Origin of the sequence: Achromobacter veterisilvae (genome assembly GCF_037619525.1) — a bacterium.
Taxonomy (GTDB): domain Bacteria; phylum Pseudomonadota; class Gammaproteobacteria; order Burkholderiales; family Burkholderiaceae_B; genus Achromobacter; species Achromobacter veterisilvae.
Map to the genome: position 1 here is coordinate 5,697,215 of NZ_CP148753.1, position 21,167 is coordinate 5,718,381.

21 protein-coding genes are annotated in these 21,167 nt (G+C 68.1%); 13 read left to right on the forward strand and 8 right to left on the reverse strand.

Annotated elements, in window-relative coordinates:
* The first annotated feature begins 75 nt into the window (after positions 1-75).
* On the forward strand, positions 76-543 hold the full coding sequence (locus WHX56_RS26500; RefSeq protein ID WP_338881842.1) for a fumarylacetoacetate hydrolase family protein: 468 nt from the start codon (positions 76-78) through the stop codon (positions 541-543).
* Here WHX56_RS26500 and WHX56_RS26505 read toward each other — a convergent pair.
* Positions 509-1,522 carry an ABC transporter substrate-binding protein gene (locus WHX56_RS26505; protein WP_338879429.1) on the reverse strand — a complete coding sequence of 338 codons (1,014 nt, stop codon included), beginning with the start codon at positions 1,520-1,522 and terminating at the stop codon, positions 509-511. The two genes, WHX56_RS26500 and WHX56_RS26505, sit on opposite strands and share 35 nt — an antisense overlap.
* Before the next feature lie 257 nt (positions 1,523-1,779).
* Here WHX56_RS26505 and WHX56_RS26510 point away from each other — a divergent pair, with 257 nt between their 5' ends.
* From WHX56_RS26510 to WHX56_RS26535, 6 genes are read left to right on the forward strand one after another with little or no spacing between them, the layout of a single operon-like run.
* Entirely contained in the window at positions 1,780-2,559 is a 780-nt protein-coding gene (locus WHX56_RS26510) for a class II aldolase/adducin family protein (RefSeq protein ID WP_338879430.1), read from the forward strand.
* Entirely contained in the window at positions 2,556-3,389 is an 834-nt protein-coding gene (locus tag WHX56_RS26515; protein WP_338879431.1) for an ABC transporter ATP-binding protein, read from the forward strand. Before WHX56_RS26510 ends, WHX56_RS26515 begins: the two co-directional genes overlap by 4 nt.
* Positions 3,390-3,418: 29 nt before the next feature.
* Entirely contained in the window at positions 3,419-4,222 is an 804-nt protein-coding gene (locus WHX56_RS26520) for an ABC transporter permease (RefSeq protein WP_129241123.1), read from the forward strand.
* Position 4,223: 1 nt separating this feature from the next.
* Positions 4,224-5,306 carry an LLM class flavin-dependent oxidoreductase gene (locus WHX56_RS26525; RefSeq protein WP_338879432.1) on the forward strand — a complete coding sequence of 361 codons (1,083 nt, stop codon included), beginning with the start codon at positions 4,224-4,226 and terminating at the stop codon, positions 5,304-5,306.
* A gap of 28 nt (positions 5,307-5,334) precedes the next feature.
* Entirely contained in the window at positions 5,335-6,681 is a 1,347-nt protein-coding gene (locus tag WHX56_RS26530) for an LLM class flavin-dependent oxidoreductase (protein WP_338879433.1), read from the forward strand.
* On the forward strand, positions 6,678-7,319 hold the full coding sequence (locus WHX56_RS26535) for a GntR family transcriptional regulator (protein WP_338879434.1): 642 nt from the start codon (positions 6,678-6,680) through the stop codon (positions 7,317-7,319). Before WHX56_RS26530 ends, WHX56_RS26535 begins: the two co-directional genes overlap by 4 nt.
* On the opposite strand, the gene WHX56_RS26540 is transcribed toward WHX56_RS26535, so the two are convergent.
* The 6 genes from WHX56_RS26540 to WHX56_RS26565 form a co-directional block, all read right to left on the reverse strand.
* On the reverse strand, positions 7,309-8,814 hold the full coding sequence (locus WHX56_RS26540; protein ID WP_338879435.1) for a PepSY-associated TM helix domain-containing protein: 1,506 nt from the start codon (positions 8,812-8,814) through the stop codon (positions 7,309-7,311). The two genes, WHX56_RS26535 and WHX56_RS26540, sit on opposite strands and share 11 nt — an antisense overlap.
* Positions 8,811-9,086 (reverse strand): hypothetical protein, encoded by a 276-nt coding sequence (locus WHX56_RS26545; RefSeq protein ID WP_129241118.1) that lies wholly within the window; start codon positions 9,084-9,086, stop codon positions 8,811-8,813. Before WHX56_RS26545 ends, WHX56_RS26540 begins: the two co-directional genes overlap by 4 nt.
* Positions 9,080-11,578, reverse strand: coding sequence for a TonB-dependent siderophore receptor (locus tag WHX56_RS26550; RefSeq protein ID WP_338879436.1), 2,499 nt, complete (start codon positions 11,576-11,578; stop codon positions 9,080-9,082). The genes WHX56_RS26545 and WHX56_RS26550 overlap by 7 nt, the downstream gene beginning before the upstream one ends.
* Before the next feature lie 103 nt (positions 11,579-11,681).
* Entirely contained in the window at positions 11,682-12,638 is a 957-nt protein-coding gene (locus WHX56_RS26555) for a FecR family protein (protein ID WP_338879437.1), read from the reverse strand.
* Positions 12,635-13,150: a sigma-70 family RNA polymerase sigma factor gene (locus WHX56_RS26560; protein ID WP_287755857.1), complete on the reverse strand. Its 516-nt coding sequence runs from the start codon at positions 13,148-13,150 to the stop codon at positions 12,635-12,637. Before WHX56_RS26560 ends, WHX56_RS26555 begins: the two co-directional genes overlap by 4 nt.
* 81 nt (positions 13,151-13,231) lie before the next feature.
* Complete coding sequence (locus WHX56_RS26565; RefSeq protein WP_338879438.1) at positions 13,232-13,897, reverse strand: pyridoxamine 5'-phosphate oxidase family protein; 666 nt, start codon at positions 13,895-13,897, stop codon at positions 13,232-13,234.
* 246 nt (positions 13,898-14,143) lie between these two features.
* On the opposite strand from WHX56_RS26565, the gene WHX56_RS26570 reads away from it, so the two are divergent.
* Positions 14,144-15,544: an NfeD family protein gene (locus WHX56_RS26570; protein WP_422393676.1), complete on the forward strand. Its 1,401-nt coding sequence runs from the start codon at positions 14,144-14,146 to the stop codon at positions 15,542-15,544.
* Positions 15,545-15,595: 51 nt separating this feature from the next.
* Entirely contained in the window at positions 15,596-16,363 is a 768-nt protein-coding gene (locus WHX56_RS26575) for a slipin family protein (RefSeq protein ID WP_129241113.1), read from the forward strand.
* Positions 16,364-16,393: 30 nt separating this feature from the next.
* Here the strand turns inward: WHX56_RS26575 and WHX56_RS26580 are convergent, their stop codons facing one another.
* A complete protein-coding gene (locus WHX56_RS26580; RefSeq protein ID WP_129241112.1) occupies positions 16,394-17,074 on the reverse strand; it encodes a GntR family transcriptional regulator in 681 nt (226 codons plus the stop codon).
* 273 nt (positions 17,075-17,347) lie between these two features.
* Between WHX56_RS26580 and WHX56_RS26585 the strand changes: the two genes are divergently transcribed.
* From WHX56_RS26585 to WHX56_RS26600, 4 genes are read left to right on the forward strand one after another with little or no spacing between them, the layout of a single operon-like run.
* Complete coding sequence (locus tag WHX56_RS26585; protein WP_287755860.1) at positions 17,348-18,574, forward strand: pyridoxal phosphate-dependent aminotransferase; 1,227 nt, start codon at positions 17,348-17,350, stop codon at positions 18,572-18,574.
* A 29-nt stretch (positions 18,575-18,603) separates the two neighbouring features.
* Complete coding sequence (pxpB, locus tag WHX56_RS26590; protein ID WP_287755861.1) at positions 18,604-19,326, forward strand: 5-oxoprolinase subunit PxpB; 723 nt, start codon at positions 18,604-18,606, stop codon at positions 19,324-19,326.
* Complete coding sequence (locus WHX56_RS26595; protein ID WP_338879439.1) at positions 19,323-20,324, forward strand: biotin-dependent carboxyltransferase family protein; 1,002 nt, start codon at positions 19,323-19,325, stop codon at positions 20,322-20,324. Before pxpB ends, WHX56_RS26595 begins: the two co-directional genes overlap by 4 nt.
* Before the next feature lie 43 nt (positions 20,325-20,367).
* Complete coding sequence (locus tag WHX56_RS26600; RefSeq protein WP_338879440.1) at positions 20,368-21,120, forward strand: 5-oxoprolinase subunit PxpA; 753 nt, start codon at positions 20,368-20,370, stop codon at positions 21,118-21,120.
* The last annotated feature ends 47 nt before the right edge of the window (positions 21,121-21,167 follow it).

Here is a 21,167-nt window from a genome sequence, read left to right on the forward strand (position 1 = left end):
GGCCTCGGTGGACGAAGGCCGCGGCGAATCGCGCGCAGCGGTTTTGACAGCGGCGCGTCTTCGGCGGCCGATGCGATTCCCAAGGCGCCCCTTATCTTTACGAAAATGCCGGAGTCGGTCGTGGCGTCACAAACCCGGATCGGCTATCCCGACAAGGCCTGCGGCCAACTCGATTACGAGGCCGAACCGGGTGTGATCATCGGAAAGCCCGGCCTGGGCATTTCCAGGGCCGACGCGCCCGGCCGCGTGTCTGGCGGCCTGACAGAACGCGGCCTTCAGGCCAGCCACAAGCAGTGGTTCCCGGGAAAATCCTTCGAAACCTCGTGCCCCATGGGCCCCTGGACCGGAACGGCGGACGAAGTCGACGTGACCGGCCAGGACGTCCGATGCTGGGTCAATGGCGAACTACGCCAGGATTCCAATAGGCGCGATCTGATCTTCGACGTGCCTATGCTCATCGAAACGATCTCGCGCGGGACGAAGCTGCCGCCGGGCCCGGCGGCGTCGTTTACTTCTGCGCGACCTTGCCGGCGTAGGGATTGAAGGCGTTGGTATAAATCGCCTTGATGTCCACCGGCTTGGCGCGGGCGCCTGCGCGCGCCTGCTGCCAGGCCTCCCAGCGCGCGAAGTCTTCGTTCAGGATTACGCCGCCCTGCGTGGCGACGGACTGCCCTTGCCAGTATTGCAGGCCATTCACGGCCGAACCTTGGCCATGGGTTTCCAGGTACTGCTTATAGACGGCAACCGCCTCGTCGCGCGGGTGGGCGCGCAGCCATTCGATGGCCTTGCCCACCGCGCCGACGAAGTGCCTGAGGGTCTCGGGGTTCTTCTCCACATAGTCGGCGCTGAACACGATGCTGGCAAGATTCACGTCGCCATAGAGTTGATGGTCGTCGAACAGCTTGCGGATACCGCCGCGCTGCTCGGCCTGCACCTGGAAGCCGGCCGATAGCAGGGCGAGGTCGATCTGGCCCTGGCGCAACGCCTGCTCGATGTTGGCGGCGGGCAGCACGATGAGCGTGACCTGCTTGCGCTCCTGTTCGTTCAGGCCGCCGCGCTTGAGGTATTCCTCGACCGACGCATCCCACAGCGCGCCCAGCGTGTTGACGCCGACCTTCTTTCCGATGAGATCGCGGGCGCCGCGCACCTGGCTGTTTTCGAGCACCCAGGCGCCCACGGCGTTTTCTTTCGAGGTGGACATGTAGGCCGCGACCGCCTTGAGCCTGGCGCCGGCAGCGACTGCGTTGATGATGCTGCCGTTGAATGACTGGGCGAATTCCGTCTGGCCGGTGGCCGTCAATTGCAGGCCGCCCGGGCCGCCCGCCTGCACGCCGACGCGTTCGAGTTTCAAGGGAGCGAGATAGCCCAGCGCGTCGGCCAGCTCCGCGTAGGCGATCTGGCCCACGCTGGAGGCCTGGTAGCGCAGGACGGTCTGTTCGGGCGCCGCGGCCGACGACGGCGGAACGAGGGCGACCCAGCCCAGCACCGACAGCGCGGCTATCCGGCGAATGACTGATTTCATGAATGACTCCTTCAGATCGAAAACCGGCAAGGCGGCGTGAAGACAGGCAGGTTATAGGAAGGTGCGCGCGCCAACTTCGATTGTTTTTTCATATCCAAAGCCCTGCCGGTTCTATTGCCGACAAGAACGTCGACATTTATGGCGACGTTTATTGCCGCAGTTTTTTTGGATATACGAAATTCGTTCTTCGCTTTGCTCGCCGCTGACCTCAAGATTGCCTGGCCGCGGCATTTGGCCGCGCTCGTCAGGAGAGACTCATGCCGCAAGTGCTCAGCAAGCCCGCCACGATCCGCGAACAGGTCAGCGAGGCGGAGTGGGCCGCGCGCGTGGATCTGGCGGCCTGCTACCGCCTGGTGGACCTGTACGGGATGTCGGACATCATCAACAACCACATCACCATGCGGGTGCCGGGCGAGCCCGAGCATTTCCTGATCAATTCGCACGGCGAGCTGTATGGCGAAGTGACGGCCTCCAGCCTCTACAAGATTCACCACGACGGCGAGGTCATCCTCAGGCCGCACAACGACTACGGCATCAACCGCGCGGGTTACGTCATCCACAGCGCCATTCATGAGGCGCGTCCGGATGTGAACTGCATCGTGCATACGCACACGCGTGCCGGCATGGCGGTGGCGGCGCTGGATTGCGGCATTCTTCCGATTTCGGTGACGGCCTTGCGCTTCTATGGCCGCTACGGCATCCATGAGTACGAGGGTGTCACCATCTACGACGGCGAGAAGCCGCGGCTGGTGCGGTCGCTGGGCGACCATGACCTGCTGCTTCTGCGCAATCACGGCCTGCTGAGCTGCGGCCGCAGCATCGCCGAGGCCTTCAACATCATCTACAACGCGGAACAGGCCTGCCAGATCCAGGTCGACGCCATGGGCACGGGCGCCGCGCTCGTCTATCCGGAAGAGCGTATCCGCCGCGAAGTCGCGGAGCTGTTCGTACCGGGCGTGCGGCGCACGTTCGGCGAACTGGAATGGCCTGCGCTGTTGCGCCGGCTGGACGCCATCGATTCTTCCTACCGGCTATGACACATCACTTGGAAACCAGCGGATCGCGCATCGATCTCGAACACGTCGAGCAGGCGTTCACGCGCGGCCAGGGCAAGGCCGCCAGCAGCCTGACCGTGTTGCAGGACGTGAATCTGAGCATTGCGCCGGGCGAATTCATGGCGCTGGTGGGACCCAGCGGCTGCGGCAAATCCACGCTGCTGGACCTGATCGGCGGCTTGACGCGACCCTCGCGGGGCGCGGTGCGCCTGGACGGCCGCGTGGTCACCGGCTCCGGCCTGGACCGCGGCATTGTGTTCCAGCAATACGCTTTGCTGCCTTGGCGCACGACTTTGCAGAACGTGGGCTTCGGGCTGGAAGCGCAAGGCAGGCTGTCGCGCGCCGAACGCGTGGAGAAAGCCCGGCACTACCTCGAACTGGTCGGCCTGGCGGGGTTCGAACAGCACTACCCGCATGAATTGTCGGGCGGCATGAAGCAGCGCGTCGCCATTGCACGCAGCCTGGCCTTCGAGCCCAAGGTGCTGCTGATGGATGAACCGTTCGCGGCGCTGGACGCGCAGACGCGCGAAACGCTGCAGGACGAGTTGCTGCGCATCTGGGAGACCACGGGCCGCACCATTCTTTTCATCACGCATGGCATCGACGAAGCGGTGTACCTCGGCCAACGGGTGGCCGTCATGACTTCGCGCCCCGGACGCATCAAGCACGTGGTCGACATCGAAGGGCGGGAGGGGCGCGATGCCGACGGCGACTGGCGTTCCAGCCCGGAATTCGTGCGCCAGCGCCACGCCATCTGGACCTTGCTGCATGACGAGGTCCGACAGAGCCAGCGCCATGAGGCGCTGGCCTGATCCCGATCCAATCCTTGAAAGACCGACCCATGACCGATTCCGTTTTGCACCGCGCCGCGCCGGCCGGCATCGCCTTGCCGTTCGCCGCGCTGGCCAGCGTGCTGAGACGCCTGCTGCTCTTGATCCTTTTGCTGGCGCTGTGGGAGATCGCGCCGCGCGCCGGCTGGGTGGACGCGGCCTTCTTTCCGCCGATCTCGGTGGTGGCGCATGCCTGGCTGGATATGTGGCACGACGGCACCACGGGCGAGAACCTGCTGGCCAGCCTGCTGCGTTCGATCTCCGGATTCGGGCTCGCGGTGCTGGTGGGCATTCCCCTGGGTTTGCTGATCGGGTGGTACCGGCGCCTGGCGGAGCTGCTCAACCCCATCATCGAGCTGTTCCGCAACACCGCGACGCTCGCGCTGTTGCCCGTGTTCATTCTGCTGCTGGGCATCGGCGAAGCCTCCAAGATCGCCATCGTGTTCTATGCCTGCACCTGGGCCATCCTGTTGAATACCATCAGCGGGGTGCGCAATGTCGATCCGCTGCTGATCAAGTGCGCGCGCTCCATGGGGCTGTCGCCGCTGCGGCTGTTCCAGAAGGTGGTGCTGCCCTCGGCGGTGCCGACGATTTTCACGGGTATCCGCCTCGCGGGCGCGACCTCGATCCTGGTGCTGGTCGCCGCCGAGATGGTCGGCGCCAACGCCGGGCTGGGCTACTACATCACGTACGCCCAGAACAATTTTCAGATCGACCGCATGTACGCCGGAATTCTGACGGTATCGGCCCTGGGTCTGGTCATCAACTACGGGCTGGTGGCGCTGGAGCGGCGCTTCTCGGCCTGGAAACAATGAGATGAGCATCATGAGCGCATCGCTGTACCTGAACCTGACGTTGCCGGGACCCGGCGCGCATCCCGCCGCCTGGCGCCATGCGGGTTTTCATCCGGCCGATCTCGCCTGGTATCAAGGCATCGCGCGGCTGGCCGAGCGGGGCAAGTTCCATTCCCTGTATTTGCCGGATAGCCTGGCGGCACCCGCCACGCTGGCCCATGGCCCGGCCGGACTTGCCGCCGAACCGCTGACGCTGCTGGGCGCGCTGGCGGCCGGCACCGAGCGCATCGGCCTCATCGCCGCCATCGCGCCTGAACTCAGCCAGCCCTACAACATCGCGCGGCGGTTGGCGACCCTGGACCATGCCAGCCAGGGCCGGGCGGGCTGGCTGCCGCGTGCCGTTACGGGCGAGGAACGGCTCAACTTCGACCGCCGGCCGGAACCGGACGACGATTTGCCGCAAGAGTACGACCAGGTGCTGCGCGCCCTGTGGGATAGCTGGGCGGACGACGCCCGGCAGGTCGACAAGCCCCAGGGCACCTATGTCGACACCGGCCGGGTACGGGCGATCGACCACGTCGGCCGGCATTTCCGTGTCACCGGCCCCCTGGACATTCCGCGTCCGCCTCAAGGCCACGTGGTGCTGGCGGCGCAGCATGACGGCCCGCTTGCCGGTTCCGCCGACATCGTGTTCCTGAATGCCCCGGATCTGCCGTCGGCGCGGGCCGTGCTGCCGGCCGCGCGCCGCTCCGGCGCGCGGGTGCTGGCGACCTTCAGTGTGATCGCCTCGCCAAGCGAAGCCCAGGTCGAGCGCCGTCTGCGCGCGCGCGCCGGATACGGCGGCGCCTGGCAGCCCGGTTGGCCGGTGCTGGCGGGCACGCCGCCGGAGATCGCCAGCCAGTTGGCGCCCTGGGTCGAGGACCTGGGCGTGGACGGCTTGAACCTGGTGCCGGCGGTGGTCGACGAAGACCTGGGCGACATCGTGGACTACCTGCTGCCGGAGCTGCGGCAGCGCGGCTGGCTGGACCGCGATTACGCGGCCAATACCCTGCGCGGGCATTACGGGCTGGAACGGCCCGCCAATCTCGATCTGGCACCGGCCTGAGCCGGGCATTCATCAGGAAGCTAATGCAATGGCTCTCTCTCAGCGGAAACTCATCCTGGGCGCGGAATTCCATCAATCGGGCGACCACGAAGGCGGCTGGCGCATGCCCTCGGCCCAACCGTGGCGCGGAACCGACCTGTCGTATTACCAATCGCTGTCCCGGCTGGCCGAGCGCGGCAAGATGGACTTTGTGTTCTTTGCCGACTTCCTGGCCTACACACCGCGCATCCGGCAAAGCATACGGTGGGAACTGGAACCCCTGACCCTGCTGGCCGGCGTCGCGGCGGTGACCGAGCGCATCGGCCTGGTGGCGACCGGCTCCACGCTCTATACCGAACCCTACAACCTGGCGCGCAGCTTCGCCACGCTGGACCATCTGAGCGGCGGACGGGCGGCCTGGAATATCGTCACCACCGGCGAAACCGCGACCGCGGGCGACTTCGGCCATGCGCAGGTCGTGCCCCACGATCAGCGCTACGCCCATGCGCACGAATATACCGCCTTGATCCGCGAGTTGTGGGATAGCTGGGACGATGCCGCGCTGGTGCCGGACCGCGACCATGGCCGCTATGCCGACCCCGCCCGGGTGCGGCCGCTGGACTACGACAGCGGGCGGCATCGTGTCGCGGGCGCCTTGAATCTGCCGCGCCCGCCGCAAGGGCATCCGGTGCTGGTGCAGGCCGGCTCGTCCGAAGACGGCCGCAACTTCGCCGCGGCCCACGCCGAGATGGTGTTCACGGCCCAGCCCACGCTGGATTACGGCCAGGCCTTTTACCAGGACATGCAGCGGCGCGTGGCGCTGGCCGGACGCAGCCCCGGCAGCCTGAAGGTCGTGCCGGGCCTGCTGACGGTGATCGGAAGCACGGATGAAGAAGCACGGCGCCTGCGCAATCAGTTGGACGATCTGCTGGTGCCGTCGGTGTACGCGAATCTGCTGGGTTCTTTCGGGATCGATCTTTCCAGGTTCGACCTGGATGATCCCGTGCCGGAAAACCTGGGCAGCGTGGCGGGCTTTGAAGGGATCAAGAGCCGCCTCGCCATCATCGAGCATCTGGTGCGCCATTGGGGCGACAAGCCGACGATACGCCAGCTCATCCGCCGCCTGGCCGGCAGCCGCGGGCATTTCGCCGTCACCGGCACGCCCGGGAAGATCGCCGCTTCCATGCAGACCTGGTTCGAGCAGGGCGCGGCCGACGGCTTCATCATCAAGTACTCGCACCTGCCGGGCGGCATCCGCGAATTCGTCGACGAGGTCGTCCCGCTGCTTCAGCGGGCCGGCATCTACCGCAATGACTACGAAGGCACTACCTTGCGTGAGCACTTGGGGCTGGCCCGCCCCGATCGCGCGCAGGCACGGGAAAGGCAGGTCGCTTGAAGCCCACCGTGGCGCTGGACCAGCAACTGCGGGACCGGATCGCCTCGCAGGAAATCCCTCCCGGCGCCAAACTGCGTGAAAGCGAGGTGGCCGAGCGCTTCGGCGTATCGCGTGCAGCCGTGCGCGATGCCTTCGGCATCCTGGCGCAGCGCGGCTTGATCGAGCGCATTCCGAATCGGGGCGCGGTCGTAAAGCGGCTGGGCCACGAACAGATCGTCGAGATCTTCGCCGTGCGCGAAGTGCTGGAAGGGCTGGGCGCGAGGCAGGCCGCGCAGAAGGCGCCGCGCGCATTCTGGGACCGGCACGTCGCGGCGCTTGGCGAGCCGATGGAGGACTATGTCCGCGACGGCGACTTCGAGTCCTTCCTGTCTAGCTACGACGCGTTCCGCCGGGACATCATCGTTGCCGCCGACAATCAGTTGCTGACCGACATGCTGGATGGCATGCGCGAGAAAATCATGGTGCTGGCGCGCCGCATCATCATTCTTCCGGGCCGGGCGGCCCAGGCCCTGCAAGAGCACCGCGCCGTGCTGGACGCGCTTTGCCGCGGGGATGCGGAGGCGGCCGAAGTCCTGCGCAAGGAAAATATGCGCAGCGGCCTGCGCTGGCTGGAGCGTTACCGGAATTTCATCCTGTAGGCAGCCGCGCGGGGCGGCAGCGCCTGGCGGCGTAGCGGCAAGCCAGGGCCGCGGCCGCGCACCCCGCCCAGACCGTCCAGTGCAGCGGCGCGGCCAGCGCGGGCCGCAGTTCGGCGTCGCCCGCCAGCGCCAGCAGGTCGGCGGGCATCACCGCCAGCCACAGCAGCGCCGCGGCGCGCCACTGTTCCGGCCAGAGCCTGCGCCCGCCGCGCATCAGCGCGTGCAGCCCGCAGGCGCCCCAGGCCAGGAAGAAGGCCGCCACCTCGCGTTCGTGCAGTCCCGGAGAGGCCGGCCATGCCAGGCGGTTGGCCAGCAGATACGCGGCGCAGGCGCATACCGGGCCGCAGACCATCGCCACGTTCAAACGATGCGCCGCCCGCCCGAACGGGGACGCGGCCGCCGCCGGCCTGGCCACATACAGCACCAGGCCCGTGGCGATCATCGCGGCGCCGGACAGCGCCAGGAGAAAATACAGCGCGCGCAGCAGCGGCGCGGCGTAGTAGCCGTAATGCAGTCCGCCCAGCGTCCGGATCAGCCGCAGGGATCCCGGATACTCCGTCCGGACGTCGAGGATTTCCGCCGTGCTCGCGCGCAGCGACACGCGGTCGGGAAACGCCAGCAGGCGGTCGTCGAAGCCGCGCCACGCGTCGGCGATCGACGCTTGCGTGCCGGGCCGCCTGATCTCGATCGCGGCGACCTTGCCTTCGCCCAATACGGACTCGGCCCGCTGCGCCAGCGACGCCAATGGAACCATGGCCGCCGCGGGGCCCGGCGCGGACAGCGGCGGAGGACGCGGAAAGACCTCGGCCACCATGGCCGCCACGTCCCCGCCGTAGCGGCTGTGCATGCCCGCCGGCAGATAGGCCAGCAGCAGCGTGCTCAACGCGGTCAGGACGATCATGCAGTGAAACGGCAGCGGCAGCACCGACAGCGCATTGTGCGCGTCCAGCCAGGCTCGGCCCGGCGAGGCGCGCGGCCGGAACGTGAAGAAATCCGCGAACAGCCGCCGGTGCACGATCACGCCGGACACCAGTGTCACCAGCAACGCCAGGCTACAGGCTCCCACCAGCCAGATGCCGGCCTGCCCGGCATGCAGGCTGTAGTGGAACTCCACCAGGAACTCGCCGCCTTCCGTATCGCGCGGGACTATCTCGTGGCCGCTGGCGGGGTCCAGCATCGCGCCGCCCTCGCCTCCCTCGCCATGCCACGACAGCGCCAGCAAGGGGTGGCGCGCGTCCGGCAATTCGACACGCCACGACGCAGCGTTGCGCGCATGGCGTTCCAGCCAGTCCTGCGCCGTGGCCAGGGCCTGGCTGCGGCTGGCCGGGCCGGCCGCCGCGCTCTCGGGCGTCATCCAGCGGCTGAGTTCCGGCGCATAGACGCTCAGGGCGCCGGTCAGGAATACCGCGAACGCGATCCAGCCGAACAGCAGGCCGACCCAGGTGTGCAGCCAGGCCATGCGCTGGCGCAGGCTTCCTTCCGGAAAAGGGCTCATGCCGCGAGTCCCCACCGCAAGCCCAGGGCGCCCAGGCAGCCGGCGGCGATGGCGACCCACACGCGCCGCGGGCTCGCCGCCGCGAAGCATCCTATCGCCAGGGCGACGTGCGCGGGAATCGCCAGCAGCGCCGGATAGAGAATGGCGTCCGCCGGCGCCCAGGGCAGGAGCGCCGCCGCCGCGACCGCGGCCGACACCAGCGCGTAGGCGCCCAGCGTGGCCGCAAGCGCGCGCGCCAGCGTCCCGCGCCAGCCGCCGCGCCGCGTCACCATGCGTACTTCAGCGTGGCCAGCACCAGCCGTCCCGCGCCGTAGGTGCAGGCGGTCGCCGTCACGCAAGTGCCCACGTAGGTCCGGTCGAACAGGTTGCTGGCGTTCAGCGCCAGGCTCACCCCCCGCAGCTCGGGCCGCATCTGGCCCAGGTCGTAGGACAGCGCGGCATCCACCAGCGTCACCGACGGGATGCGCAGCGTGTTCGCCGCGTCGCCCCAATCGGCGCCGATGTAGCGCACGCCCGCGCCCAGTCCCAATCCCTGCAAGGGCCCGTCCTGCACCTTATAGGCCAGCCACGCCGCCGCCTGGTGCGCCGGCGCGTAGAACTGTTTCTTGCCTTCGCGCGATTGCGGCGCGCCATCGATGACATCGACGTTGGCGCTCTTGGTCACGACGGCATCGACGTACGAATAAGAGGCGATGAGATCCCAGCCGCGAGCCAGGCCGGCCTTGCCTTCCAGTTCGATGCCGCGGGCGCGGGTCTCGCCGGTCTGCGCCTGGAAGCCCGGCGGCCGGCCCGGCGTGGTGTCGCTGGTCAGCACGTTGGTCTGCGTCAACTGGTACGCGGACAAGGTCACCATGCTGTCGCTGCCTGGCGGCTGGTACTTCAGCCCCGCCTCGATCTGCCGGCCCTTGGACGGCTGGAACGGATTGCTCTCGTAGTCGGTGCCACCGGTGGGCGCGAACGACGTGGAATAGGCCACATAGGGCGCCAGGCCGTTCTCCAGCACATAGGTCAGCCCCGCGCGGCCGGTGAAGGCGGAATCGCTCTGCGCCACCTTGCCGGAGGTCAACTGGTTGCGGGTGGTGCTGCGCGCCATGTCGTAGCGTCCTCCCAGCGTCAACAGCCAGTTGCCGTACGAGATCTGGTCCTGCGCGTAGACGCCGGACTGTTCGGTGCGCTGGACGGCGTCGATGCGCGGGATCAGGTCGCGCACGCCCGGCCGCGGCCGGCCGTAGACCGGGTCGTAGAGATCCAGCGGCGGCACCCCGGCGATGACGTTGGCGAATTTGTAGGTATCGCGCATGTCCAGGTAATCGAACCCGGCCAGGAACTCGTGCCCGACCGCGCCCGTGCGGAAACGCGCGACCGCCTGGGTATCGACGCTCAGCGTCGTGCCAGTGCCCTGGCCGCGCGCCATGGTGCGCGACCAGGTCCGCATGTCGACGGGGTCGAGCAGGTAGCCCACTGTGGTGCGCGCCTCGCCCCGCATGTGGCTGTAGCGCAATTGCTGCTTGACGGTCCAGGTGTCGTTGAACTGGTGCGAGAACAGGTAGCCGGCAGAATATTGCTCCCGGTCGTAGGCATCCCAGCCCGGTTCCCCCGCGAATCGGTCGCGCGGGATACGGCCGTTGGGATTGGAATAGAGCGTCCCCGCCGCCGGCAGGTTGCCGTACAGCGGCACCTGGTGGTCCTTCTGGTAGAAGCCCAGCAGGGTCAGCGAGGTGGCCGCCGAGGGCCGCCACGTCAGCGCCGGGGCGACGAAGGTCCGGTCCTCTTCGGAATAATGCGCGGACTGGGCCGCGTCGCGCTCAAGCGCGACCAGGCGGTAGCTCCACTGCCCCGCCTCGTCCACCGGACCGCCCAGGTCGAAGGCGGCTTGCGCCCGGCCGTAGCTGCCGGTCTGCAATTCGATCTCGCGCCGCGGCGTTTGCGTTGGCAGCTTGCTCACCATGTTGATCAGGCCGCCCGGCGTATTCTGGCCGTAGAGCACCGACGAGGGCCCTTTCAGCACCTCGATTCGCTCCAGCCCGTAGGGCTCGATCTGCAGCATGCCGAAACTGTAGGCGCCGTAGGGCAGCCGGGCGCCGTCCAGATTGTTCCGCGCCGCATAGCCGCCGCGCAGGTAGATGTTGTCGTAGCGCAGGTCCGCGCTGCCGCCCGGCGCATAGACGCCGGGCGTATAGGCCAGCGCCTCGACCACGCTGCGGGCTCCGCGCATCGCGATCTCGTCGCGCGTCACCACGTTCACGGTCTGCGGGATTTCCAGGATCGGCGTATCGGTCTTGGTGCCGGCGGCGCTGCGCCGCGCGACGATGCCATCGGCCTCGCCCCGGGCCGACTCGTCCGCGCCTTCCACGCGCACCGCCGGCAACAGCGCCGCCGATTCCTGGGGCAGCAGCCGCAGGGTGTAGACGTTCGCGCCGTCGCGCCGCGCCACCAGCGGCGTGCCGGCCAGCAGCCGGGCCAGCCCCGCGTCCACCGTCCAGGCCCCTTGCAGCCCCGCCGTGCGCCGGCCCTCGGCCAGCGCCGGATCGAAGGAAAGATTGATGCGCGCCGCGCCGGCGAACGCGGCCAGCGCCGGCCCCAGCGGACCGGCGGGAATATCGAATCGCGGCAATGCGGCGGCGCCCGACGAGGTGCCGGCGGGCTGCGCCAGGACGGCGGGCGCGGCCACCGCCCATCCCAATGCGGCGCATAACGCGCCCGCGGCCGCCCGGCGGCTCGCCCAGTTGGGCGGCCAGGCTACTGTGTGCTTGCTTGAAACCATGCTGATCCCGACAGAGTGCTAGCGAAGGTGCTATATGGACTTGTCGGCCGAGACAGAAAAAGGTGACAAAGGGTTGTTGCCCCCCCGGGGCAACCGCTCGCCGTCAGGCTGGAACGACGGTCACCCAGTACCGGCTGCGGAAGACCAGCCGCACCGGCAGGCTGCGCGATACGGCCAGCAGCACGGCGTCGGTGTCGTCCACCTGGAACCCGCCGGAAATGCGCAGGCCGGCGACCTCGGGATCGCAGCGCAGCAGGCCGGGGCGGTAGCGCGACAGTTCTTGCAGGAAATCCGCCAGCCGCATGCCGTCGGCGTACAACACCCCGTCGAGCCAGGCTTGCGGAGGATGCTGGCTGGCCTGCGGCGGCTGCACCTGGGTGGCGGAAAAATCGGCGTACTGCCCGGCCGTCAGGACGACGTCGGCTGGCGCCGCGCGCGGCAGCAGGCGCACCCGCCCTTCGATCACGGCGACCCGGCTGCGCGCATCCAACTGCCGGACGCTGAAGTAGGTGCCCAGCGCCTGCGCGCTGCCCTCGGCGGTGCGCACCAGCAAAGGCCGGGGATCGGGCGGCGAGGCGTGGGCGGTGCGCAACAGGATTTCCCCTTCCCTGAGCAACACCAGCCGCTGCGCGTCCGAATAGTCCAGGTCCACGGCGCTGGCCGTGTTGAGCACCAGCAGGCTGCCGTCGGGCAGCTCGATCCGCCGGCGCTCGCCGCTGCGCGTGGCGTAGTCGGCCGTCCAGGCCTGCCAGGGCGCCGCGCGCCATGCCAGCCAGCCGGCTGGCAGCGCGACGATCAGGCCGGTCAATACGCGCATCCCCGCCCTGCGCGACGCCCCCGCGCCCAGCGCGGCGCGCCCCAGGCCCGGCGGCAGGCCGCCGAGCTTGGCCAGCACGGCTTGCGCCCGCGTCCAGGCGCGGTCGTGCTCGTCGCTGCGCTGGCGCCAGCGCTCACAGGCCTGCCGGTCGGCTTCGGAAAACCGGCCCGAATGCAGCCGCACCAGCCAATCGGCGGCTTCGCCCGCTATCTTGGGATCGATGGTGTCCGGCACGGACGTCATGGCGCCGCCAGGATGCAGTGTTTGAAGGCGTCGGCCATGTAGCGCTTGACCGTGCGCACGCTGACGCCCATCTCGACGGCGATCTGTTCGTACGTCAGCCCGTCCAGTTGCGAGAGCAGGAACGCGGCGCGGACCTTGTCCGGCAGGGCCGCCAGCAAGGCGTCCACTTCGCGCAGGGTCTGCAGTACCGCCAGGCGCTGCTCTTCGGACGGGGCGTGCCGCGCCGGCATGGCGGCCAGCGCCTCCAGGTAGGCTTGCTCCAGCGCATGGCGCCGGTACAGGTCCACCATGAGGCGCTTGGCGATGGTGGTGAGGTAGGCCCGCGGCTCGTGCAGTTCCGGCATGGCGCGGCGCCGATAGGCGCTCAGCAGCCCGACGAACGTATCCTGGGCCAGATCGGCTGCGTCGGCGCTATTGCCCAGCCGCCGGCGCAGCCAGCCGAACAGCCAGCCGTGATGCGCGTCGTAGAGACGCTGCACGGCGACGGCGGAAGTCTGCTCGGGGAAAGGCATGGCAAGGCGCGGTCCAATTTTCAGTAATGGGAATTAATCGCAATTATCGCCACAAACCCGCATGCCGGCAATGCCGCGCCCTCAGTACAGGTTGCGCTTCGCGTCCTGCTTCAACGCGAAGTCGATCAGCCGCGCCGGAAAGACGGTCTTGAGCTGATCCCGGAACATCTGCCCCAGCGAGGGCAGCGCCGAGCGCGGCACGCGCTTGTCCGGGTTCCAGAGGTCGGCCCGCTTCAGCGCCTTGCTGCAATGCAGGTAGACCTCCCGGGCCTGCACCACGACCACCGAACGCGGCCGCCTGTCCTGCACCACGAAGCGCCGCATCAGGCCCTCCTCGACCGATACCCGCGCCACGCCATTGACCCGCAGCATCTCGTCGATGCCCGGAATGAAGAACAGCAGCCCCACCGCCGGCGCGTGGACCAGGTTGGTCAGGGTGTCCAGGCGGTTATTGCCCGGCCGGTCGGGAAATGCCAGGTGCCGGTCGTCCAGCACGTGCGCGAACCCGGGTTCCCCGCCGCGCGGGGACACGTCGGCCAGCGCCCCCGGCCGGCTGCTGCCGATGCAGAAGAAAGGCGACAGCGCGATGAAGCTGCGGGCGTGCTCGTCAAGCCGGTCGATCGTTTTGTTGACCACCGCCGCGGGCGGCTTGGTGTAGACGCCGCGCAGCGCGGCCTCCGATTCGAGATCGTGCTCGGCGGCAGGCGTCGTCGCCCCTTCGGGGCCGGCAATTGGCGATCCGTTCATCGACTGCTCCTGGTGTGGGCGTAGGCGGGAATCCGCCGCTGGTGCGGTAAATTATAAATGAGAACCAATATCGTTTGTTGTCCATCACACCCCTGGAGCCCTGAAATTCTTACGATTTTCTGAATCCGGGCGTAAAGGGTGTACCCTGGACAGGCAGGGACGGCGGTTCCGCCGCCGGCGCTGCCCGTCGGAGGAGACCCGCTCATGGCTGCCCTATTCCAGAGCCTGACGTCCGGAACCTGTTCGATGCTGCGCAGGCTTTGCGGCCTTGCCGCGCTATTGGCGGCGGCCGCCATCGCTGCGGCCGGCGTGCACGCCCAGCCCCCCGGCGACGGCCCCAGGGTTGCCGTCGTGCTGTCCCTGGACGGCATCGTCGGCCCCGCCACGGCGGATTACCTGATCCGCGGACTGGCCGCCGCGAGCCAGCAGAATGCGGCGGTGGCGGTGCTGCGCATCGACACCCCCGGCGGCCTGGACGCCTCGATGCGCGACATCATCCGCGCGATCCTCGCCTCCCCGATCCCCGTGATCGCCTACGTGGCGCCCAACGGGTCGCGCGCGGCCAGCGCCGGCACCTATATCCTTTACGCGAGCCATCTCGCGGCCATGGCGCCCGCGACGAATCTGGGAGCGGCCACGCCCATTTCGCTGGGCGGCAATCCTGCCCGGCCGCCGGACCCGGCCAGCGGGAAACCCGCGACGGACGACGACAAAAAGCAGCCGCCCTCGCCGCCCAAGGACGCGAGCGAATCCAAGGCGATCAACGACGCCGTTGCGTACATCCGGTCGCTCGCCGCGCTGCGCGGGCGCAACGCGGACTGGGCGGAGCAGGCGGTCCGCTCGGCGGCCAGCCTGTCGGCCGGCGAAGCGCGCGCGCAGAATGTGATCGACCTGATCGCCGACGACCTGCCGGACCTGCTGGACAAGGCGGACGGACGCACTGTCAAGGTGGGCAACAACGAGGTGACGCTGCATACCAAGGGGCTCACGCTCCAGGAGCGCGAGCCGGATTGGCGCACGCGCCTGCTGGGCGTCATCACGAACCCCAATCTGGCGCTCATGCTGCTGATGGTGGGGGTGTATGGACTGATCTTCGAGTTCATGAGCCCGGGCTCGCTGTTTCCGGGCATCCTGGGCGCGATCTGCCTGCTGATCGGTCTGTACGCCTTGTCCGCGCTGCCCCTGACTTATGCCGGCGTCGCGCTGGCGGTGCTGGGCATGGCTCTGATGGTGGCCGAAATCTTCACCCCCTCCCTCGGCATCCTGGGCATCGGAGGCGCAATCTCCTTCGTGCTGGGCGCGCTCCTGCTGATCGACACCGATACGCCGGCGTACGAGGTTTCGCTACCGATGGTGGCGGGCGTCGCCGTGGCGAGCCTGGGGATGACCTTCCTGATCGGCCGGCTGGCACTGCGTTCCCGCCGGGCCCCGATCGTCAGCGGCGTCGAGGCGCTGGCCGGCCAGCCCGCCAGGGTGCTGAGCTGGACCGGCGCGCAAGGCTATGTGTCCGCCGCCGGAGAACGCTGGCGCGCGGTCGGTCCGGCCGGGCTGGCGGCCGGCGACACAGTGGTGATCGCGTCGGCCGAAGGACTGACATTGCACGTGCGGACGGATGCCGGCCCGCCGCCGCCCCGGGAGCCCGCGTAGCGCCCCGCCCCTGTCCGGCGACGCCGAACCCTCACTTTTCAGGAGTCTGCCATGTTGATGAACCTTGCCTTCTACGGCCCCATTCTCGTGCTGGCCCTCGCGCTGTTCGCGCTGGCAGTCCGCATCCTGCGCGAATACGAGCGCGGCGTGATCTTCACGCTGGGCCGCTTCACCGGCGTCAAGGGTCCCGGGCTGATCCTGATGATTCCCGTGGTCCAGCAGATGGTGCGCGTGGACCAGCGCATGGCCGTGTTCGACGTGCCCAGCCAGGACGTGATTTCGCGCGACAACGTATCGGTCAAGGTGAACGCCGTCATCTACTTCCGCGTGATCGACCCGGAACGCGCCGTGATCCAGGTCGAGAACTTCCGGCAGGCGACCAGCGAACTGGCGCAGACGACCCTGCGCTCCGTGCTGGGCAAGCACGATCTCGACGAAATGCTCTCGGAACGCGACAAGCTGAACAACGATATACAGGAAATCCTCGATTCGCAGACCGACGCCTGGGGCATCAAGGTGGCGAACGTGGAGATCAAGCACATCGACCTGAACGAGGGCATGGTGCGGGTCATCGCCCGGCAGGCCGAGGCGGAACGCGAGCGGCGCGCCAAGGTCATCCATGCCGAGGGCGAAGAGCAGGCCGCGCAGATGCTGCTGAACGCCGCGCGCACGCTGTCGCAGCAGCCCGAAGCGATGCAGTTGCGCTACCTGAGCACGCTGGCCATGATCGGCACGCAGAACAACTCGACCATCGTCTTCCCCTTCCCCACCGAGCTCGGCCAGATATTGCGGAACCTCGCCGCGAAGGGCGAGGCGTAAGGGCGGCGCGGCCAGGCGCGGCCCGCCGCGCTACATGCCGGCCAGCTTGTCGATGATGGACTGCCGTATGTTGTCGATGTGGCGCATCGTTTCGGCGGAGGCGGCCTCGGCGTCTCCTCTGGCCAGCGCGTCGATCATCGCCATGTGCTCGCCACAGACGGGCACCATGCGTTTTTCGAGCCGCTTGAGCGAGAACATCCGCGTCTTCTGCCGCAGATTGGCGATCATGCCGGCCAGCAACTCGTTGCCACAGTATTCGGCGATCAGCCCATGCAGCTCCGCGTCCAACTGCTGGTGCAGCGGATCCGCCGGAGAATCCATGTTCATCAAGGCCTCTATGCGCTTGCGCAGGTCGGCCAGCTTGTCCGCCGGCACGTTGCCGGCCGCCCGGGCCGCCGCGTCCGACTCCAGCATCCTGCGTATATAGAGCCCCTCCATGAGCTCCTGCAGCGTGACCTGGCGCACGAACAGGCGGTTATTGGACTTGCGTTCGAGCATCCGCTCGCCTTCGAGCCGGTGCATGGCTTCGCGCAGCGGCGTGCGCGACACGCCCAGCCTTTGCGCGAGCATGCGCTCCTGCACTTGCTCGCCCTGTTTCAGCTCACGCGACAGGATCAGGTCGACCAGGGCGTCGTACGCCTGATTCGCCAATCCCTTGCCGTTGCTTTCGGCCTCCTGGCCATCTTGTTCTGTGAGTTGACCCGTAGTCATGGCTCCTGTTCGCGCCCGATTCCAAAAAATGCAGTTTGGCACATATTCGTCAAAAGCAATTCCAGCCCGCTCCGTCCCGGAAAGCCTGTGCCGGTCGGCTGCCCGGTGCCGCTGCGCGCAATGGGAAAAGCCATGCCCCCCCGTTTTTCAGCGCAAAACCTTAAAGCAACTCCAATGTTATCAAATATAGGTATATAGGTGGTATACCGGATGTACTTGTTCTTGTATACCACGCAAGATCAGGTTTCCATCCACGCCGTTCCCGGGTTCCACATGACCACTGCCCACCTCGATTTGCGTTTGTCCGACCGTCTTTCCGCGGCCAGCCCCTCGGCGACCGGCGCGGTCAGCGAACTGGCCCGCCGCCTGGCCGCCCAAGGCCGCTCCATCATCAGCCTGAGCGAAGGGGAACTGGATTTCGACACCCCCGCGCATATCCAGCACGCGGCGATCAAGGGAATCGTGGACGGCCATACCCGCTATACCGGCGTGGGCGGTTCCCCGGCCCTGAAGGCCGCGATCGTGCGCAAGTTCGCGCGCGACAACGGGCTCGACTACACCGAATCGGAAGTGATCGCGGCCACCGGCGCCAAGCAGATCCTGTTCAACGCCATGCTGGCGACCATCGACCCCGGCGACGAAGCCATCATCGTGGCGCCGTTCTGGGTTTCCTACAGCGAAATGGTGAAGATCGCGGGCGGCGAGCCCGTCGTGGTCACGCCCGGCGAAGGCCGGAACTTCAAGATCACGCCCGAAGAGCTTGCCGCCCGCATTACGCCGCGCACGCGCTGGCTGATCCTCAACGCCCCGTGCAACCCGTCGGGCGCGCTCTACACGCGCGACGAGCTGCGCGCCCTGGCGGACGTGGTCCGCCGGCATCCGCGGCTCATGGTCCTGTCGGACGACATCTACGAGAAGATCGTGTACGAAGGCGAATTCACCTCGTTCGTGCAGGCCGCGCCCGACATGCGCGAACGCACCCTGACCGTGAACGGGGTCTCCAAGACCTACGCCATGACCGGCTGGCGCTTGGGCTACGCGGGCGGCCCGGCCTGGCTGATCAAGGGGCTGGAATTGCTGCAATCGCAAAGCACCAGCAACCCATCATCGGTCAGCCAGGTCGCCGCGGCCGCGGCCCTCGACGGCCCGCAGGAATTCCTGGACGGCTGGCGCGACCGGCTCCGCGCCCGCCGGGACATGGCCCTGTCCATTCTGCAAGGGGCCGCTCCCCTGCTGACCGTCGCACGTCCGCCGGCGGCCTTCTACCTGTTCGCCAATTGCGCCGGCGCCATCGGCGCCCGGACGCCCAAGGGAGACCGGATATCGACCGACTCCGACCTTGCCCGCTACCTGATCGAAGAGGCGGGCGTGGCGGTCGTCCCGGGCACGGCGTTCGGGCTGGCGCCCTACCTGCGGCTGGCGTTCGCCCTGTCCGACGAACGCCTCAAGCTCGCCTGCGAGCAGATCGTCGCGGCGTGCGCGCTGCTCACCCGCGACTGACAGACATCGTGCTCCCCACAGCCCCCTCCATGAAACCCGCGGCCTTGCGCGATGCGCGGATCGAGCCGGTCGGCGACCGTTGCCTGCTGATCCGCCTGGGCGAACAGGCCGACGTCGAGACCAGCCGGGCCGTGCACGCCGTCGCCGCCCTGCTGGCCGCCAGCAAGCCGCCGGGTGTGATCGACGTGGTGCCCGCCTTCACCACCGTCGCCGTGCATTTCCAGCCGGCGGCCTTTCCGAAAGGCCCGGAGCTTCCTTCCGCGCAATTGACGCGCCGTCTCGAATCCCTGCTGGCGCAGGACTTGCCGGTGCTGTCCACCGAAGGCCGCGCCATCGAGATACCGGCCTGCTATGGCGGCGAGTTCGGTCCCGACCTGGAGGATGTCGCGCGGCATTGCGGCCTGACCGTGGACGAAACGATCGAACTGCATTGCGGCGCGCCGCTCACGCTCTATGCCTTTTTCTTCTCTCCCGGCAATCCCTTCGCCGGGCCGCTGGACCCGCGCCTGAAGATCGGACGCCGGAGTTCGCCGCGCACGCGCGTCGAGGCGGGTTCGGTCGCCATCGCCAACGGCCTGTCCTCGATTTACCAGGATGCATCGCCCGGCGGCTGGAACGTCATCGCGCGCACCCCGTGGAATCTCTTCGACGTGCGGCAGGATCCGCCGACGCGCCTGCGCCTTGGAGACCAGTTGAGATTCAGGCCGATCACTCCCGACGAATTCCGGGATCTGCTGGAGCCGCGTCCATGAGAACCATGCTCGTCGAACGCCCCGGCATGTTCAGCACGCTGCAGGACACGGGGCGCCTGGGACACCAGCAGTACGGCGTATCCGTCAACGGTCCGATGGACGAATGGTCGCATCGCGCGGCCAATGCGCTCGTCGGCAATCCCGAGGACGCCGCCGTGCTCGAATGCACCCTCAACGGGCCGCGCCTGTCCTTTTCCGAACATACGCTGATCGCCCTGTGCGGCGCCTCCATGAACGTGACCGCCGACGGACAGCCCGTGCCCTATGGGCAGGCGGTGCTGCTGCGCCGCGGGGTGGTCCTGGACATCGGCGCGCGCACCGCCGGCGCGCGCCTGTACCTGGCGGTGCGGGGCGGCCTGGCGCCCGAACCCGTGCTGGGCAGCCGCAGCACCAACGTGCGCGCCGGATTCGGCGGCTTCCACGGCCGGCCGCTGCGCAAGGGCGACCACGTGCCGCTGAGCGCCCAGCGCCGGACCGCCCCCGCCCTGCCCATCGAACGCCGGATGGTGCAAAGCGGGCTGCCCATGCTGTCGGCCCTGCCCGTGGACGTGTCGCCGCCGGCCAGGCCCGCAGGATTGCTGCGCGTCATCCCCGGCCCGCACTGGCAGGCGTTCACGGCGGCCGCCCGCGCGGACTTCGAAAGCCGGCAATACCAGGTCACGCCTCAATCCGACCGCATGGGAATACGCCTGCAAGGCCCGGCCCTCAAGCTCGAACAGCCGATGGAGCTGGTTTCGGAAGCCACGGTCTTCGGCACCGTGCAGGTCCCTCCCGACGGCCAGCCGATAGTCCTGATGGCGGACCGCCAAAGCGCGGGGGGCTACCCGAAGATCGGCTACGTCGCCAGCGCCGACCTGCCGCTGCTCGCCCAGGCCATGCCGGGCGACGGCCTGCGTTTCGAAACCGTCACGCAGGCGGACGCCGAAAACGCCTGGCGGGACTTCGAAGAACGCTTGCAGCACCTGCGCCACGCCGCCGCGCAGGCGCTGGAATCCTGACCCACCCGTTTCCGCGCCTCTGACGATCCCAGGAGAAACCACTATGCCATCCATCGATATCAACTGCGACATGGGCGAAAGCTTCGGGCCTTGGGTCATGGGCCAGGACCTGGAACTGTTTTCGCACGTCACTTCCGCCAACATCGCCTGCGGCTTCCATGCCGGCGATCCCGACGTCATGCTCAAGACCGTCCGCGCGGCCATCGCGGCCAACGTCGCCATCGGCGCGCATCCGGGGCTGCCGGACCTGCAGGGCTTCGGCCGCCGGGCCATGGCGATGACGCCGGACGAAGTCTATGCCCTGGTGGTCTACCAGGTCGGCGCGCTGGACGCCTTTGCCCGCTCCCAGGGCGGCCGCCTGCACCATGTGAAGACGCATGGCGCCCTCTACAACATGACCGCCCGCGATCCGGAGCTGGCGAACGCGGTGGCGCGCGCGGTGCACGACCTGGATCCGACGCTGCCGATCTACGTCGCCAACGCCGCGATCGCGCGGGCCGCCCGCGATTTCGGCCTGCCCGCGGTCTTCGAGGTCTACGCGGACCGCACCTATCAGGACGACGGCACGCTCACTCCCCGTTCCCAGCCCAACGCCATGATCGAGGACGTCGGGCAGGCCATCGCCCAGGTCAGGCGCATGGTGAAGGAAGGCGTCGTGCGCTCGCTCGCGGGCAAGGACGTCCCCATCGCAGCCGACACCCTATGCATACATGGCGACCAGCCCGGCGCCGTGCAGTTCGCAAGCCAGATCCGCACCGCCCTGGAGGCCGAGGGCATCGCGGTCAAGACAATCTGACGAAACGCAGCACCGGCCACATTCCGCTCATCCTGAAGGCGAAAGCC

Coding starts and splice junctions, on each gene's coding strand:
- WHX56_RS26505 (WP_338879429.1), bottom strand. CDS start 1,522: ATGAAATCAGTCATTCGCCGGATAGCCGCGCTGTCGGTGCTGGGCTGG.
- WHX56_RS26510 (WP_338879430.1), top strand. CDS start 1,780: ATGCCGCAAGTGCTCAGCAAGCCCGCCACGATCCGCGAACAGGTCAGC.
- WHX56_RS26515 (WP_338879431.1), top strand. CDS start 2,556: ATGACACATCACTTGGAAACCAGCGGATCGCGCATCGATCTCGAACAC.
- WHX56_RS26520 (WP_129241123.1), top strand. CDS start 3,419: ATGACCGATTCCGTTTTGCACCGCGCCGCGCCGGCCGGCATCGCCTTG.
- WHX56_RS26525 (WP_338879432.1), top strand. CDS start 4,224: ATGAGCATCATGAGCGCATCGCTGTACCTGAACCTGACGTTGCCGGGA.
- WHX56_RS26530 (WP_338879433.1), top strand. CDS start 5,335: ATGGCTCTCTCTCAGCGGAAACTCATCCTGGGCGCGGAATTCCATCAA.
- WHX56_RS26540 (WP_338879435.1), bottom strand. CDS start 8,814: ATGAGCCCTTTTCCGGAAGGAAGCCTGCGCCAGCGCATGGCCTGGCTG.
- WHX56_RS26545 (WP_129241118.1), bottom strand. CDS start 9,086: ATGGTGACGCGGCGCGGCGGCTGGCGCGGGACGCTGGCGCGCGCGCTT.
- WHX56_RS26550 (WP_338879436.1), bottom strand. CDS start 11,578: ATGGTTTCAAGCAAGCACACAGTAGCCTGGCCGCCCAACTGGGCGAGC.
- WHX56_RS26555 (WP_338879437.1), bottom strand. CDS start 12,638: ATGACGTCCGTGCCGGACACCATCGATCCCAAGATAGCGGGCGAAGCC.
- WHX56_RS26560 (WP_287755857.1), bottom strand. CDS start 13,150: ATGCCTTTCCCCGAGCAGACTTCCGCCGTCGCCGTGCAGCGTCTCTAC.
- WHX56_RS26565 (WP_338879438.1), bottom strand. CDS start 13,897: ATGAACGGATCGCCAATTGCCGGCCCCGAAGGGGCGACGACGCCTGCC.
- WHX56_RS26570 (WP_422393676.1), top strand. CDS start 14,144: ATGCTGCGCAGGCTTTGCGGCCTTGCCGCGCTATTGGCGGCGGCCGCC.
- WHX56_RS26575 (WP_129241113.1), top strand. CDS start 15,596: ATGTTGATGAACCTTGCCTTCTACGGCCCCATTCTCGTGCTGGCCCTC.
- WHX56_RS26580 (WP_129241112.1), bottom strand. CDS start 17,074: ATGACTACGGGTCAACTCACAGAACAAGATGGCCAGGAGGCCGAAAGC.
- WHX56_RS26585 (WP_287755860.1), top strand. CDS start 17,348: ATGACCACTGCCCACCTCGATTTGCGTTTGTCCGACCGTCTTTCCGCG.
- pxpB (WP_287755861.1), top strand. CDS start 18,604: ATGAAACCCGCGGCCTTGCGCGATGCGCGGATCGAGCCGGTCGGCGAC.
- WHX56_RS26595 (WP_338879439.1), top strand. CDS start 19,323: ATGAGAACCATGCTCGTCGAACGCCCCGGCATGTTCAGCACGCTGCAG.
- WHX56_RS26600 (WP_338879440.1), top strand. CDS start 20,368: ATGCCATCCATCGATATCAACTGCGACATGGGCGAAAGCTTCGGGCCT.